At 55.2% G+C, this 15,545-nt stretch carries 15 protein-coding genes; 11 read left to right on the top strand and 4 right to left on the bottom strand.

The annotated features are described in order from the left end of the window. Positions 1 to 39: 39 nt before the first annotated feature. The gene (locus H2Z33_RS03640; RefSeq protein WP_032671406.1) at positions 40 to 810 is read right to left on the bottom strand and encodes an amidohydrolase; all 771 of its coding nucleotides are present in this window, start codon (positions 808 to 810) and stop codon (positions 40 to 42) included. A 107-nt stretch (positions 811 to 917) separates the two neighbouring features. Continuing rightward, positions 918 to 3,362, bottom strand: a complete 2,445-nt coding sequence (fadE, locus tag H2Z33_RS03635) for an acyl-CoA dehydrogenase FadE (protein ID WP_023295961.1) — start codon at positions 3,360 to 3,362, stop codon at positions 918 to 920. 239 nt (positions 3,363 to 3,601) lie between these two features. Between fadE and lpcA the strand changes: the two genes are divergently transcribed. Together lpcA and H2Z33_RS03625 are read left to right on the top strand one after the other, a co-directional pair. Next, entirely contained in the window at positions 3,602 to 4,180 is a 579-nt protein-coding gene (gene lpcA, locus H2Z33_RS03630) for a D-sedoheptulose 7-phosphate isomerase (RefSeq protein ID WP_003863232.1), read from the top strand. A 48-nt stretch (positions 4,181 to 4,228) separates the two neighbouring features. Further along, positions 4,229 to 4,996, top strand: a complete 768-nt coding sequence (locus H2Z33_RS03625; protein WP_017383120.1) for a class II glutamine amidotransferase — start codon at positions 4,229 to 4,231, stop codon at positions 4,994 to 4,996. On the opposite strand, the gene dpaA is transcribed toward H2Z33_RS03625, so the two are convergent. Beyond that, a complete protein-coding gene (dpaA, locus tag H2Z33_RS03620) occupies positions 4,967 to 5,707 on the bottom strand; it encodes a peptidoglycan meso-diaminopimelic acid protein amidase (RefSeq protein ID WP_006810008.1) in 741 nt (246 codons plus the stop codon). The two genes, H2Z33_RS03625 and dpaA, sit on opposite strands and share 30 nt — an antisense overlap. A 300-nt stretch (positions 5,708 to 6,007) precedes the next feature. Between dpaA and H2Z33_RS03615 the strand changes: the two genes are divergently transcribed. The 8 genes from H2Z33_RS03615 to dinB all read left to right on the top strand — a co-directional run bounded on the left by H2Z33_RS03615 (position 6,008) and on the right by dinB (position 13,213). Beyond that, positions 6,008 to 7,351, top strand: a complete 1,344-nt coding sequence (locus tag H2Z33_RS03615; protein ID WP_063135467.1) for a Na(+)-translocating NADH-quinone reductase subunit A — start codon at positions 6,008 to 6,010, stop codon at positions 7,349 to 7,351. A 2-nt stretch (positions 7,352 to 7,353) separates the two neighbouring features. Next, on the top strand, positions 7,354 to 8,589 hold the full coding sequence (locus H2Z33_RS03610) for an NADH:ubiquinone reductase (Na(+)-transporting) subunit B (protein WP_015571375.1): 1,236 nt from the start codon (positions 7,354 to 7,356) through the stop codon (positions 8,587 to 8,589). After that, positions 8,582 to 9,376: a Na(+)-translocating NADH-quinone reductase subunit C gene (locus H2Z33_RS03605; RefSeq protein WP_023295964.1), complete on the top strand. Its 795-nt coding sequence runs from the start codon at positions 8,582 to 8,584 to the stop codon at positions 9,374 to 9,376. The genes H2Z33_RS03610 and H2Z33_RS03605 overlap by 8 nt, the downstream gene beginning before the upstream one ends. Then, on the top strand, positions 9,369 to 10,007 hold the full coding sequence (locus H2Z33_RS03600) for an NADH:ubiquinone reductase (Na(+)-transporting) subunit D (RefSeq protein ID WP_003863219.1): 639 nt from the start codon (positions 9,369 to 9,371) through the stop codon (positions 10,005 to 10,007). The genes H2Z33_RS03605 and H2Z33_RS03600 overlap by 8 nt, the downstream gene beginning before the upstream one ends. Before the next feature lie 6 nt (positions 10,008 to 10,013). Continuing rightward, entirely contained in the window at positions 10,014 to 10,610 is a 597-nt protein-coding gene (nqrE, locus tag H2Z33_RS03595) for an NADH:ubiquinone reductase (Na(+)-transporting) subunit E (RefSeq protein WP_003863217.1), read from the top strand. 10 nt (positions 10,611 to 10,620) lie between these two features. Continuing rightward, a complete protein-coding gene (gene nqrF / locus H2Z33_RS03590) occupies positions 10,621 to 11,844 on the top strand; it encodes an NADH:ubiquinone reductase (Na(+)-transporting) subunit F (protein ID WP_015571374.1) in 1,224 nt (407 codons plus the stop codon). A gap of 2 nt (positions 11,845 to 11,846) precedes the next feature. Continuing rightward, complete coding sequence (gene nqrM / locus H2Z33_RS03585; RefSeq protein ID WP_003863212.1) at positions 11,847 to 12,047, top strand: (Na+)-NQR maturation NqrM; 201 nt, start codon at positions 11,847 to 11,849, stop codon at positions 12,045 to 12,047. Between the two features lie 107 nt (positions 12,048 to 12,154). After that, positions 12,155 to 13,213 (top strand): DNA polymerase IV, encoded by a 1,059-nt coding sequence (dinB, locus tag H2Z33_RS03580; protein WP_015571373.1) that lies wholly within the window; start codon positions 12,155 to 12,157, stop codon positions 13,211 to 13,213. A 55-nt stretch (positions 13,214 to 13,268) separates the two neighbouring features. Here the strand turns inward: dinB and pepD are convergent, their stop codons facing one another. After that, the gene (gene pepD, locus H2Z33_RS03575; protein ID WP_023295966.1) at positions 13,269 to 14,726 is read right to left on the bottom strand and encodes a cytosol nonspecific dipeptidase; all 1,458 of its coding nucleotides are present in this window, start codon (positions 14,724 to 14,726) and stop codon (positions 13,269 to 13,271) included. A gap of 258 nt (positions 14,727 to 14,984) precedes the next feature. On the opposite strand from pepD, the gene gpt reads away from it, so the two are divergent. Beyond that, positions 14,985 to 15,443 carry a xanthine phosphoribosyltransferase gene (gpt, locus tag H2Z33_RS03570; protein WP_003863205.1) on the top strand — a complete coding sequence of 153 codons (459 nt, stop codon included), beginning with the start codon at positions 14,985 to 14,987 and terminating at the stop codon, positions 15,441 to 15,443. Positions 15,444 to 15,545 lie beyond the last annotated feature (102 nt).

Genomic DNA, 15,545 nt, shown 5'->3' with positions numbered 1-15,545 from the left:
TGTAGGTCGGGTAAGGCGCAGCCGTCACCCGGCTTTTTTTCAACCAATGCTAAACGGATCTGCATCCTGCCAGGCCGGAAACTTCTCCCGATACTCCTTTAACGCCATTAACGAGATCTCAGCGTCAATTCGTGTTGCCTGATGCGGCTCGGCGGTGGCAATAATCTCACCCTGCGGACTTATCACCCGGCTGTCACCGCGATAGTGATGCCCGTTGCCGTCCGTTCCCACGCGGTTACAGCCAACGACATAAGCCTGATTTTCAATCGCGCGCGCGGTCAGTAAAGCCTGCCAGTGCAGGGAGCGTGGGGCGGGCCAGTTGGCGACGTACAACGCCAGGTCATAATCGTTGCGGTTGCGCGACCACACCGGGAAGCGCAGGTCATAGCAGACCAGCGGCAGAATACGCCAGCCGCGCCATTCAAATACCACGCGTTCGCTTCCGGCTTCATAATGTTGATGTTCATCCGCCATGCGGAACAGGTGGCGCTTATCGTAGAAATGGACTTTTCCTTCCGGCTCGACCAGCAGGAAGCGGTTGACCGGTCCGCGCCCGGTCTGGAGTGCGACGCTACCGGCAATCAGCGCATTTGTTTCCTGCGCCCTGGCGTGCATCCAGGCCACCACCTCGTCCTGCGGCATGGACTGTTTTGCTGCCTCCATCGCGAAACCTGTGGTAAACATCTCCGGCAGGACAATCACATCGCGTCCGGTAATCTCTTCCAGCTGGCGATCAAAATGGCGAAGGTTGGCGGGGCCGTCCATCCACACTAAAGGTTGCTGCAAAACAGAAATCTTTAAACCAGGCACGATACAGGCTCCTTAATAAACACTTTTTGACACTGTAGCACGTCATTACCAGAAAATGTGGCAATAAAAAACCCCGCGCGGGGCGGGGTTTGTGGGAGCAAAAGGCCTTATGCCGCTTCAGGTTTGCGGTGCTTCTCTGGCAGCTTTACCGGCTGTGTCGCCAGCTCTTCAGGTTCGAAATCATCCACATTAATACTGCGCAGACGGCTCTCTTCGGCTTTCACCAGAATCGCAGCTTCGCTGTTGTCGATGATGCCACCCGCCAGCGCCTGTTTTGCCAGCTCATCCAGTCGTGTAAACGGCAGGTTTTTGCCCAGCTGTTTGCAGATCTTCTGGTGAATCGGGTCGGCGGCCATCACGTCAAGCAGCGCCTCTTCCAGCAAACCTACCGGGTTATGCGGGGTAGGTGCCAGATATTGACCCCGACCAATACGAGAGCGGGTTGCGCTTGGTACCTGGAGGATTTTTGCCACTTTGTGATCCAGCTTGTCGGACGGCGCCAGGTGATGACGACCGGTCGGGAAGATCACGACGCGCAGGGCACCCGCTACGAAGCGGTTCGGGAAGTTCGCCAGCAGATCGTCAATCGCCTGTTCGGCCTGATACATCGCATCCTGCACGCCCCAGTGCACCAGCGGCAGATCCGCTTCCTGACGGCCTTCATCGTCGTAGCGTTTCAGCACCGCAGAGGCCAGGAAGATCTGGCTCAGCACATCACCCAGACGGGCGGAGATGCGTTCGCGACGCTTCAGGCTACCGCCCAGCACCGCCATGGAAACGTCAGACAGCAGAGCCAGGTTGGCGCTCAGACGGTTCAGATGCTGGTAGTAACGTTTGGTCGCATCGCCGGTTGGCGTCGCGCTGGTCAGCCCGCGCGTCAGGCCCAGCCAGAAGCTGCGCACCTTGTTACTGCCGACGTGACCGATATGTTTGAACAGCAGCTTGTCGAAGGCATCCACATCATTATTCTGCGCGGCAGCCATCTCTTCCAGCACGTACGGATGGCAACGAATCGCACCCTGGCCGAAGATCATCATGCTGCGGGTCAGGATGTTTGCCCCTTCCACGGTGATGGCAATCGGCGCACCCTGATAGCCGCGCGCCAGGAAGTTGCCTTCGCCGAGCATGATACCTTTACCGCCTGCAATATCCATTGCATCAATAATTGACTGCTGTGCGCGGTGGGTACAGTGATACTTCACAATCGCTGACAGCACGGCGGGTTTTTCACCCAGCATAATGCCGTAGGTAATCAGCGAGGCTGCGGCGTCCATCACGTAGGCATTACCCGCAATACGCGCCAGCGGCTCTTCGATACCTTCCATCTTGCCGATGGAGATTTTGAACTGACGGCGGATATGCGCGTAAGCCCCAATCCCCATCGCCACCGATTTCAGACCGCCGGTTGAGTTCGACGGCAGGGTAATGCCGCGGCCCACAGACAGACATTCCACCAGCATACGCCAGCCCTGCCCGGCCATTTTCGGGCCACCGATGATGTAGTCAATCGGAACAAAGATATCCTGACCGCGGGTAGGACCGTTCTGGAACGGTACGTTCAGCGGGAAGTGACGGCGACCAATTTCAACGCCCGGGGTTGAGGTTGGGATCAGCGCACAGGTAATACCCAGCTCTTCTTCACCGCCCAGCAGTTTTTCCGGGTCAGAGAGTTTGAACGCCAGGCCCAGCACCGTGGCGATAGGTGCGAGGGTGATATAACGTTTGTTCCAGGTCAGGCGCATGCCCAGCACCTGCTGGCCCTGCCATTCGCCCATGCAAACCACGCCGGTATCAGGAATTGCGCCGGCATCGGAGCCTGCCTCCGGGCTGGTCAGCGCGAAGCACGGAATTTCCTGACCACGCGCCAGACGCGGCAGGTAGTGATCTTTCTGCTCTTCTGTACCGTAATGCTGTAACAGCTCGCCCGGGCCTAAGGAGTTTGGCACGCCAACGGTGATCGCCAGGATCCCGGAGACACCCGCCAGTTTTTGCAGCACACGAGCCTGAGCGTAAGCGGAGAATTCCAGACCGCCGTACTCTTTCTTAATGATCATCGCGAAGAAGCGATGCTCTTTCAGGTATGCCCACAGCTCAGGCGGCAGGTCGGCCATTTCGTGAGTGATGGCAAAGTCGTTTGCCATGCGGCACGCTTCTTCTACCGGACCATCAATAAAGGCTTGTTCTTCGGCGGTCAGACGCGGCTGCGGATAGTTGTGAAGCTTTTTCCAGTCGGGGTTGCCCTGGAACAGATCGCCTTCCCACCAGGTTGTACCGGCGTCAATCGCTTCTTTCTCTGTACGCGACATCGGCGGCATCACTTTACGGAATCCCCTGAACACCGGCGCAGAGATCATCGACTTACGCATCGGCGTCAGGTTGAACGGCAGCAAAATGATGGCCAGGGGAACAAGGACCCAGATATTCCACAGACCAGCGACGCCAAGTGCAGCCGTCCAGGCCAGAAGAATCAGGCTACTCAGGAATAAACTGACACGGTGATAGAACAACACACCGAGCAGCACAACGGTTGCGAAAATGCTCAAAATCATCATAAAGAAAAGCTCCCTTGCTTGTAGGAGGTCTGACCACTTGTGATGATATGGTTGTAGTTGATGTCATTTCATTTAGCAATGTGTTTACAAAATAATTACAACCTGGTTCACATTGTTCGCGTTTTAGCCGGCACAAAAAATCAAAACGCCGGACGATTCGCATGGCTTTAGCTTCTCGCTTTTACTGCTATCCGGTACACTCCACTGTGTTATTTCATCAATACTGAAGGATTATCCTCATGTACCAGGATCTTATTCGTAACGAACTGAACGAAGCGGCGGAAACGCTGGCGAATTTTCTGAAAGATGATGCCAATATTCACGCTATTCAGCGCGCGGCGGTCCTGCTTGCCGACAGCTTCAAAGCCGGCGGTAAAGTGCTCTCCTGCGGTAACGGCGGTTCCCACTGTGACGCCATGCACTTCGCCGAAGAGCTGACCGGACGCTATCGTGAAAACCGTCCGGGCTACCCGGCGATTGCGATTTCCGACGTGAGCCACATCTCCTGTGTAGGCAACGACTTCGGTTACGACCATATCTTTTCCCGCTACGTTGAAGCCGTAGGCCGTGAAGGCGACGTGCTGCTGGGTATCTCCACATCCGGTAACTCTGCTAACGTGATCAAAGCGATCGCCGCCGCGCGTGAGAAGGGCATGAAAGTGATCACCCTTACCGGGAAAGATGGCGGTAAGATGGACGGTACAGCGGACATTGAAATCCGTGTACCACACTTCGGTTATGCGGATCGCGTTCAGGAAATTCACATCAAAGTGATCCACATCCTGATCCAACTGATCGAAAAAGAGATGGTTAAGTAAGACTTCGCTGGGGGGCGCCGGTGCCCCCCGCTGTTGTGGAGGTGATCTATGTGCGAACTGCTCGGGATGAGCGCCAATGTGCCAACCGATATCTGCTTTAGTTTTACCGGGCTGGTTCAGCGCGGTGGAGGTACCGGGCCGCATAAAGACGGCTGGGGTATTACCTTCTACGAAGGCAAAGGATGTCGCACGTTTAAAGATCCACAACCCAGCTTTAACTCACCCATTGCCAGACTGGTGCAGGACTATCCTATTAAATCCTGTTCGGTGATCGCCCATATCCGCCAGGCAAATCGCGGCGAAGTGGCGCTGGAAAATACCCATCCGTTTACCCGTGAACTGTGGGGCCGTAACTGGACCTATGCGCACAACGGGCAGCTTTCGGGCTATAAGTCGCTGGAAACCGGCAATTTCCGTCCTGTCGGTGAAACGGACAGCGAAAAAGCATTTTGCTGGCTGCTGCACAAGCTGACCGAGCGCTACCCCCGTACGCCCGGCAACATGACCGCCGTTTTTAAGTACATAGCGTCACTGGCGTCTGAGTTACGCGAGAAGGGCGTCTTTAATATGCTGCTGTCTGACGGGCGCTACGTGATGGCGTTCTGCTCGACGAATCTGTTCTGGATCACCCGACGTGCGCCGTTTGGCGTCGCCACGCTGCTCGATCAGGATGTGGAAATTGATTTTCAGAAGGAGACCACACCGAACGATGTGGTCACTGTCATTGCAACGCAGCCGCTGACCGGCAACGAAACCTGGCAAAAGATCATGCCAGGCGAGTGGGCGCTATTTTGTCTCGGGGACCGCGTAATTTGACGCCAGCTGCGGCTGAACCACTTCATGGCTGAGCGGTTTACTCACCACGTAACGGCCATTGACGATGGACACCACCGGCGGCTTATGGGTCTGCTCGAAGTAGTCATAGCCCGGTTTTAGCTGTTTCCAGAAATCTGTGTAAACAGAGTACTTATGGCGCGCCATGTTCGCATCCGTCATACGGAACGGATAGATGCTGACCTGAACATTCGGCTGGCCGAAGACCAGTGCGCCCGTGACAAACTGGAAGATTTCATCAATGCCGGAATCCGTCATCGCATAACAACCGACTGACACGCAGGCACCGTGAATCATCAGGTATTTCCCTTCGTAACCGTGTGCACGGTCGAAGGCATTGGGGAAACCGATGTTAATCGCTTTATAGAACCGGCTGTCCGGTTTTAGCTGGTTACGCTGAACGTTGTAAAACCCTTCCGGACTTTTGAAGTCACCCTGGCGCTGTTTCGGCCCCAGCCCGCCAGAATAGTTACAGATTTTGTAGCTATCGAGCAGCTGATACGTCTCGCCCATTTTGACAAACAGATCGAGTGTGCGCTCTTCCTTGAAGATTTGAATATAAACCGGGGATCCCATCAACTGCTGTTTATACTCTTTGCTGACCGGCGTCGTTGAACTATTACTGCCAAGCAGCCCGGCAAACGACATGCACGGTATCAGAAGCATCGCAATGAACAATGCGATTTTACGCATACTACTGGTTCCTTGATAAAACAATGACCAACTTGCCAGAACGGCAAAAGACACCCGAAATCAGACTAATCTGGACAGGAGCGCTCACATTAGCACCGATGGAGATTTTCGCAAGAGCCAACCTTTGCGTTTACAAATTAGTTTTACTTTATAACCCATTCATAATGTCCTGACTCCAGGAACTTTGCGCAATAGCTCGCATTTCGGCGCGCCAGACGGCGGATTTGCTGCCCCTGGCAGGGCCGAAAATGGTACACTCCGGCCTCTCTGGATTGTTGTTCATGGATACCTGCTAACCACATGTTTAGAATCAGAAAAGGACTCGATCTGCCAATCTCTGGCGTGCCTGAACAGCACGTCACCACCGGCGCCAGTATTCATCATGTCGCTATTGTAGGTGATGATTACGTGGGCATGCGTCCCGCGATGCTGGTACAGGAAGGCGATCGCGTAATAAAAGGTCAGGCGCTCTTCGAGGATAAAAAAAATCCTGGCGTTATGTTTACAGCCCCAGCCAGCGGCACCGTTGTCGCCATCCATCGTGGTGAGCGTCGCGTCCTGCAATCGGTTGTTATTCAAATTGAAGGCGATGAGAAACGCGAATTTGCGCGTTTTGACGCCGCCGATCTTGCCACCCTCAGCCACGACGCGGTGCAGACGCAACTGCTGGAGTCGGGACTGTGGACGGCGCTTCGCACGCGCCCCTATAGCAAAACGCCCGTGCCTGGCACTGTGCCGGCCGCTATCTTCGTCACGGCCATCGACACCAACCCGCTCAGCGCAGATCCGCAGCCTCTTATCCTGGCGGAACGAAACGCTTTCGATGCCGGCCTCACCGTGTTAACGCGCCTGACGCCGGGCAAAGTGCATGTCTGTCAGGCCAGCGGCGGTAAGTTGGGCGGGCATCCGCAAGGGCAGGTAGCCTTTAATGAATTTGCCGGCCCGCATCCGGCCGGGCTGGTGGGAACGCATATTCATTTCCTGGAGCCGGTAAGCCTGACGAAACAGGTCTGGCATCTTAATTATCAGGACGTGATCGCTATCGGTAAGCTGTTCACCACGGGTGAGCTGTGCGCAGAACGCATTATTGCCATCGGCGGCCCTCAGGCAACCCAACCTCGTCTGGTTCGCACGCTGCTTGGGGCAGACCTGACGGCGCTATTGGCTGGCGAAACGAAAGAGGGTGAAAACCGCATTATTTCCGGTTCGGTGCTGAGCGGCAGGCACGCGACAGGCCCGATGGCCTGGCTGAGCCGTTTCCATCTTCAGGTGAGCGTGGTGCTTGAAGGACGCGAGAAAGAGCTGTTCGGCTGGGTACTGCCTGGTGCAGAAAAATACTCTGTAACCCGCACCACGCTCGGCCACTTCCTGCGTCGTAAGCTGTTTAACTTCTCCACCAGCACCAACGGCGGTGAGCGCGCCATGGTTCCGATTGGCAACTACGAACGCGTGATGCCGCTGGATATTCTGCCCACCGTGCTGCTGCGCGATCTCCTGGCCGGCGATACCGACGGTGCCCAGGCGCTGGGCTGTCTGGAGCTGGACGAAGAAGATCTGGCGCTGTGTACCTATGTGTGTCCAGGTAAATACGAATATGGACCCGTATTGCGCGAGGTGTTAACCCGCATTGAGCAGGAAGGATAACCATGGGCTTAAAACACCTCTTTGAAAAAATTGAGCCGCACTTTACCGAAGGGAAGCTCAAAAAGTATTACCCGCTGTATGAAGCGACCACGACCATTTTCTACACGCCGGGTCTGGTGACGAAAGGCGCGGCCCACGTTCGCGACGCCATCGACCTCAAGCGAATGATGATTCTGGTCTGGTTTGCGGTCTTCCCGGCCATGTTCTGGGGGATGTATAACGTTGGGTTGCAAACTATTCCGGCGCTGCACCATATGTATGATGCAGAGCAACTGGCGCAGGTGATTCAATCTGACTGGCACTATCGTCTGGCGCAGTCGCTGGGGGTGAGCTTTGCGGCAGATGCTGGCTGGGTCAGCATGATGACGCTGGGCGCTGTCTTCTTCCTCCCCATCTATATGACTGTCTTTATCGTCGGCGGTTTCTGGGAGGTGCTGTTCGCCATTATTCGCAAACATGAGATCAACGAGGGCTTCTTTGTCACCTCTATTCTGTTTGCGCTGATTGTTCCGCCAACGCTGCCGCTCTGGCAGGCGGCGATGGGGATCAGCTTTGGCGTGGTGATTGCCAAGGAGATCTTCGGTGGGACCGGACGCAACTTCCTCAACCCGGCGCTGGCAGGGCGCGCGTTCCTGTTCTTTGCTTATCCGGCGCAAATCTCGGGAGACCTGGTGTGGACGGCAGCAGACGGATTCTCCGGCGCGACGCCACTTTCACAGTGGGCGGCAGGCGGCGGCGAAACGCTGGTCAACAATGCAACCGGACAGCCTGTCACCTGGTTTGATGCGTTTATCGGCAATATTCCAGGCTCCATCGGTGAAGTGTCTACCCTGATGATTTTAATCGGCGGGGCCATCATCCTCTTTGGCCGCGTGGCGTCCTGGCGCATTGTCGCTGGCGTCATGCTCGGGATGGTACTCACCGCCACGCTTTTCAACTTCATTGGTTCAGACACAAACCCGATGTTCTCCATGCCGTGGTACTGGCACCTCGTGCTGGGAGGCTTTGCGTTTGGCATGATGTTCATGGCCACCGATCCCGTCTCGGCTTCGTTTACCGACAGAGGTAAATGGTGTTACGGCGCGCTCATTGGGGTGATGTGTGTACTGATTCGCGTGGTCAACCCGGCCTATCCGGAAGGGATGATGTTGGCCATTCTGTTTGCCAATCTGTTTGCGCCGCTGTTCGACTACCTGGTCGTGCGCGCCAACATTAAGCGGAGGAAGGCGCGTGGCTGAGATCAAAAATAACGACAGCATCAGCAAAACGCTGCTGGTGGTGCTGGTACTGTGTCTGGTCTGTTCCATCGTGGTAGCCGGTTCTGCCGTAGGGTTAAAGCCGCTACAGCAGGAGCAACGAGCGCTGGATAAACAGCGTAACATCCTGGCCGTGGCCGGGCTGATGCAGGAAGGCATGACGAAGGATGACGTCGCAGCGGTGTTTGCCGAACGTATTACCGCACGGCTGGTGGATTTAAAAACCGGGGAGTTAATGGATAAAGACCCGGCGAAATACAACCAGGCGCTGGCGCTAAAAGATCCGCAGATGAGCACCACGCTTGACGCCTCGCAGGATCCGGCAGGCATTAAGCGCCGCAGCAATGTCGCGGAGATTTACCTCGTCCGTGACGAGCAAAAGCGCATCCAGGAAATCGTGTTGCCCATCTATGGCAACGGTTTATGGTCAATGATGTACGCCTTTGTGGCGTTGGATACCGATGGTCGTACGGTCAAAGGCATTACTTATTACGATCAGGGCGAAACACCAGGGCTGGGAGGCGAAGTTGAGAACCCTAACTGGCGGGCACAGTTTGTTGGTAAAAAAGTGCTCGACGACAACGGCCAGCCTGCGCTGAAGGTGGTGAAAGGGGGCGCGCGTCCCGGCGATGAATTTGCCGTTGATGGCCTTTCCGGCGCCACGCTCACCTCTAACGGTGTGCAGCACAGCTTTGATTTCTGGATGGGTGAACTGGGCTTTGGTCCCTTCCTGAAGAATGTACGTGAAGGAGCGCTGAATAATGGCTGATACGGGTGAACTGAAAGAAGTTAAAAAGGTGCTGATTGGCCCGCTGTTAGCCAATAACCCGATAACGCTACAGGTGCTGGGGGTGTGCTCGGCGCTGGCGGTGACCACCAAGCTGGAAACGGCGGTGGTCATGACGCTGGCGGTAACGCTGGTGACAGCGTTTTCCAGCATGTTTATCTCAATGATCCGCCACCACATACCCAACAGCGTGAGGATCATCGTGCAGATGGCGATTATCGCCTCGCTGGTGATCGTGGTCGATCAGCTCCTGCGCGCCTTCGCCTATGAAACCTCGAAGCAGCTTTCGGTGTTTGTCGGCCTGATAATCACCAACTGCATCGTGATGGGGCGTGCTGAAGCCTATGCGATGAAAATGCCACCGCTGGCGAGCTTTATGGACGGTATTGGCAACGGCCTGGGTTACGGCGTGATCCTGTTGACGGTTGGTTTCCTGCGCGAACTTATTGGCAGCGGCAAGCTGTTTGGCATTCCGGTGCTGGATACGGTACAGAACGGCGGCTGGTATCTGCCGAACGGCCTGTTCCTGCTGGCCCCAAGCGCATTTTTCATTATCGGTTTGCTGATCTGGCTGATTCGTACGTTGAAGCCTGAACAGCAGGAAAAGGAGTAACCGACAATGGCTCATTACCTGAGTTTATTTGTGCGCGCGGTGTTTGTTGAAAACATGGCGCTCGCTTTCTTCCTGGGCATGTGTACGTTCCTTGCCGTTTCTAAAAAGGTATCGACGGCATTTGGTCTGGGCGTGGCAGTTACCGTTGTGCTGGGGCTTTCCGTTCCGATTAACAACCTGGTATTCAACTTCGTGCTGCGCGATGGCGCGCTGGTGGAGGGGGTTGATCTTAGCTTCCTGAACTTCATCACCTTTATCGGAGTGATTGCGGCGCTTGTTCAGATCCTGGAGATGATCCTCGATAAATACTTCCCGTCGCTGTACAACGCGCTGGGGATCTTCCTGCCGCTGATCGCCGTGAACTGCGCCATCTTCGGTGGCGTCTCGTTTATGGTTCAGCGCGATTACAACTTCAGTGAATCGGTTGTGTATGGCTTCGGTTCCGGTATCGGCTGGATGCTGGCGATTGTCACCATGGCGGGGATCCGTGAAAAAATGAAATATGCCAACGTACCTGCGGGGCTTCGTGGCTTAGGGATCACCTTTATCACCACCGGCCTGATGGCGTTGGGCTTTATGTCCTTCTCCGGTGTGCAGCTATAAGGGCTAACAGATGGAAATTATTCTTGGCGTGGTGATGTTCACGCTGATAGTACTGGTGCTGTCAGGGCTGATCCTGGCGGCGCGTGCGAAGCTGGTCAATTCCGGGGATGTGATCATTGATATCAATGACGATCCGCAGAATCAGATCCGTACCCCAGCAGGGGATAAGCTGCTTAACACGCTCTCCGGCAACGGGATTTTTGTCTCGTCTGCCTGTGGCGGCGGTGGCTCCTGTGGCCAGTGCCGTGTGACGGTCAAAGAGGGCGGCGGTGATATTCTGCCAACGGAACTGTCGCATATCACGAAGCGTGAAGCGAAAGAGGGATGCCGTCTGGCGTGCCAGGTCGCTGTGCGCCAGAACATGAAGATTGAGCTGCCGGAGGAGATCTTCGGCGTGAAAAAATGGGAGTGCGAAGTTATCTCTAACGATAACAAAGCCACGTTCATCAAAGAGCTCAAGCTGCGTGTCCCTGAAGGGGAGAGCGTCCCGTTCCGTGCGGGTGGGTATATCCAGATTGATTGTCCGGCACACACCGTCGCGTATGCTGACTTCGATGTGCCTGAGGAGTACCGGGCAGACTGGGATAAATTTAACCTCTTCCGCTTTGTTTCCGAGGTAAAAGAGCCCGCGCTTCGCGCCTATTCCATGGCTAACTATCCGGAAGAGAAGGGCATTATTATGCTCAACGTGCGTATCGCCACGCCGCCACCGAATGTGCCTGATGCCCCTCCTGGCGTCATGTCGTCGTATATCTGGTCCCTCAAGCCTGGCGACAAAGTGACGATTTCCGGCCCGTTCGGCGAATTCTTTGCCAAAGATACTGACGCGGAGATGGTCTTTATCGGCGGCGGTGCGGGTATGGCGCCGATGCGTTCGCATATTTTTGACCAGCTCAAACGACTTGGCAGCAAGCGTAAGATCAGCTTCTGGTACGGGGCGCGTTCACTGCGCGAAATGTTCTATGACGATGAGTTTGAACAACTGGCGCGTGATAACCCTAACTTTACCTTCCATGTGGCGCTATCCGATCCGCAGCCGGAAGATAACTGGACAGGCTATACGGGCTTCATCCACAACGTGCTGTATGAAAATTACCTCAAACAGCACCCGGCACCGGAAGACTGCGAGTTCTATATGTGTGGTCCACCAATGATGAACGCCGCCGTGATTAAGATGCTAAAAGATCTTGGCGTGGAAGATGAGAACATCATGCTTGATGATTTCGGAGGCTGATTATGCTGACTTTTCTGGCGACCTTTGCGGTGTTTGTGCTGGTGATCTTCGGCATGTCCTTAGGCTGGATCATTAAGCGTAAAAGCATTCAGGGCAGTTGCGGAGGCATCTCTTCCATCGGAATGGAAAAAGTGTGCGATTGTCCGGAACCGTGCGATGCGCGGAAAAAGCGGATGGCTCGCGAGCAGCAACGCATTATTTAGTCTTCCAGGTCGGGTAAGGCAACGCCGCCACCCGACAATTCCTGCGCGCACTTCTCAACCCTCATTTGTTTACTGTATACTTATCCAGTAATAAGTGAGGGCTTACTATGCGCAAAATAATCCATGTCGATATGGACTGCTTTTTTGCCGCAGTGGAGATGCGTGACAACCCGGCGCTGCGGGATATTCCGATCGCCATTGGCGGCAGCCGGGTTCAGCGCGGTGTCATCAGCACCGCCAACTATCCTGCTCGCAAATACGGTGTACGCAGCGCCATGCCGACAGCGATGGCGCTGAAACTGTGCCCGCATCTCACTCTTTTGCCCGGACGTTTTGATGCCTATAAAGAAGCATCGAGCCACATTCGGGAGATCTTCTCCCGCTACACCTCACTGATTGAACCGTTATCGCTGGATGAAGCCTATCTGGATGTCACCCACAGCGTGCACTGCCACGGCTCCGCCACCCTGATGGCGCAGGAGATCCGCCAGACTATTTTTAACGAGCTGAACCTGACGGCATCGGCAGGCGTCGCGCCGGTCAAATTTCTCGCCAAAATCGCCTCCGATTTAAATAAGCCCAACGGCCAGTACGTCATCACTCCGGAAGAGGTTCCGGCGTTTTTAAAGACGCTGCCGCTCAGCAAAATCCCCGGCGTGGGCAAAGTCTCCGCCGCGAAGCTGGAAAGTATGGGGCTACGCACCTGCGAAGATGTTCAGCGCAGCGATCTGGCGCTGCTGCTTAAGCGTTTTGGCAAGTTTGGCCGCGTACTGTGGGAACGCAGTCAGGGCATTGATGACCGGGATGTGAACAACGAACGGCTGCGTAAATCGGTCGGCGTTGAACGCACACTGAGCGAAGACATCCATGACTGGACCGAGTGTGAATCCATTATTACGGAACAGCTTTATCCTGAGCTTGAACGACGCTTACTGAAGGTCAAACCGGATCTGCTTATTGCCCGACAGGGCATCAAACTGAAATTTAACGATTTTCAGCAGACGACGCAGGAGCACGTCTGGCCACGCCTCAACAAAGAGGATCTTATCGCGACGGCGAAAAAGGCGTGGGAAGAACGGCGGGGCGGACGAGGGGTGAGGCTGGTGGGGCTGCACGTCACCTTGCTGGATCCGCAGCTGGAGCGTCAACTGGTGTTGGGACTGTAGATTACGCTAATCGTAGGCCCGGCAAGCGTAGCGCCACCGGGCATCAAACGGCTAATTACTTAACAGGAATTGCTTTCAGCAGCTCAGTCAGCAGCGTCCAGTAGTGACCGACGCTTTCAATGTGAACCTGCTCATCCGGGGAGTGTGGCCCGGTGATGGTTGGCCCGATGGAGACCATGTCCATATCCGGATACGGTTTCTTGAACAGACCACACTCCAGACCCGCATGAATAACCTGAATGTTCGGGGTGCTGTTGAACAGTCGCTGATAAGTTTCACGCACCAGTGCCATGACCGGAGAACTTGCATCCGGCTGCCAGCCCGGGTAGCTGCCTTTTGCAGACGTTTTCGCGCCCGCCAGGGTACCCAGAGATTCCAGCATGCTCACAACGTACTCTTTACCGCTGTCGATCAAGGAACGGATCAGGCAGATGATCTCTGCGCTGTCGTCACCCATGGTCACCACGCCCACGTTCAGGGAGGTTTCCACCACGCCTTTCGCCACGTCAGAGTTGCGAATAACGCCGTTTGGCGTTGCGTTCAGCAGCTGGACGAACGTGTCACGAGACTGTGCGGTCAGCGCGGCTTTATCCGTCGTAACGGACTCCAGCACCACCGTCAGGTTTTTCTCTTTTGCAGACAGTTCGTTTTTCAGGATCTCCAGATACACGCTGGAGAGGTTTTTCAGCTCGTCCGCTTTCGACGCAGGCACCGCCACGGTAGCGAAGGCTTCGCGAGGGATCGCGTTACGCAGAGTACCGCCGTTGAAGTCCACCAGACGCAGATCCAGTTCAGCGGCATGGCCCGCCAGAAAACGCGCCAGCAGTTTGTTGGCGTTGCCCAGGCCCAGGTGAATATCACCGCCGGAGTGACCGCCTTTCAGCCCTTTCAGCGTCAGCTTAAAGGTCTCGAATCCGGCAGGGATCGCTTCGCGGGACAGCGGCAGGGTAGAGATAAAATCGATCCCGCCCGCGCAGCCCATGTAGATCTCACCCTCTTCTTCGGAGTCGGTGTTGATCAGAATGTCCGCTTGCAGCCAGTTTGCCTGGAGACCGAACGCGCCATCCATGCCCGCTTCTTCAGTCATGGTCAGCAGCACTTCCAGCGGACCGTGTTCAACGCTGTCGTCAGCCAGCACGGCCAGCGCGGAAGCCATACCAATACCGTTATCTGCGCCCAGGGTCGTGCCGCGCGCCTTCACCCACTCGCCGTCGATGTACGGCTGAATCGGGTCTTTTGTGAAGTCGTGAACGGTGTCGTTGTTTTTCTGCGGAACCATATCCAGGTGCGCCTGCAATACCACTGGCTTACGGTTTTCCATACCTGCGGTGGCAGGTTTGCGGATAAGAATATTGCCAACCTGGTCGCGCTCAGCGTGCAGACCTTTTTCCTTCGCCCAACCCATAATATGTTCGGCAAGCTGTTCTTCGTGATAGGAAGGGTGCGGAATGGAGCAGATTTTGGCAAAAATATCCCACAGCGGCTGTGGAGATAATTGAGACAGTTCAGACACGATAGGTCTCCTTGTCGTTGCGCTGCAAAACAATGTTGCAGGTCACAGGGTTAGCAGGTTAATCGTTACCACAAGTCAGGCTTGCGAGATGCAACTGAGAATACCACTTTCTCCCGTGGCTGGTAGCATTAAGCATGTAAAAACTCAGGCTCATGGCGCGTAACACTGGTTTTTAGTGCGTCAGATCTCTATAATCTCGCGCAACCTGGTTCACCCTCATTTTTTTAAGCCATATATATACAGGCTGGGACACTTCACATGAGCGAAAAATACGTCGTCACCTGGGACATGTTGCAGATTCACGCACGCAAACTGGCTGCGCGTCTGATGCCTTCCGAACAGTGGAAAGGCATTATTGCCGTCAGCCGTGGCGGTCTGGTACCGGGGGCGCTGCTGGCTCGTGAGCTGGGTATTCGTCATGTCGATACCGTATGTATCTCCAGCTACGATCACGACAACCAGCGCGAACTGAAAGTGCTGAAACGCGCGGAAGGCGACGGTGAAGGCTTTATCGTTATCGACGATTTGGTGGACACCGGCGGTACCGCGGTGGCTATCCGCGAAATGTATCCAAAAGCGCACTTCGTCACGATCTTCGCGAAACCAGCGGGTCGCCCACTGGTTGATGATTACGTCATTGATATCCCGCAGGATACCTGGATTGAACAGCCATGGGATATGGGCGTGGTCTTCGTACCGCCTATCTCTGGCCGTTAATTTCAGTACGTAACTTTACACGCCCGGTTATGCCGGGCGTTGTTCTTTTTACCCTGCCACGCGTTACAATGGTCTTCATATGACGTATCCATGGAGGCAACG

It is taken from the genome of Enterobacter sp. YSU (assembly GCF_016082135.1).
In the GTDB taxonomy this organism is placed as follows: domain Bacteria; phylum Pseudomonadota; class Gammaproteobacteria; order Enterobacterales; family Enterobacteriaceae; genus Enterobacter; species Enterobacter hormaechei_C.
Note: the sequence above shows the minus strand (reverse complement) of the source record. Positions and strands in the feature narration are given on the sequence as shown.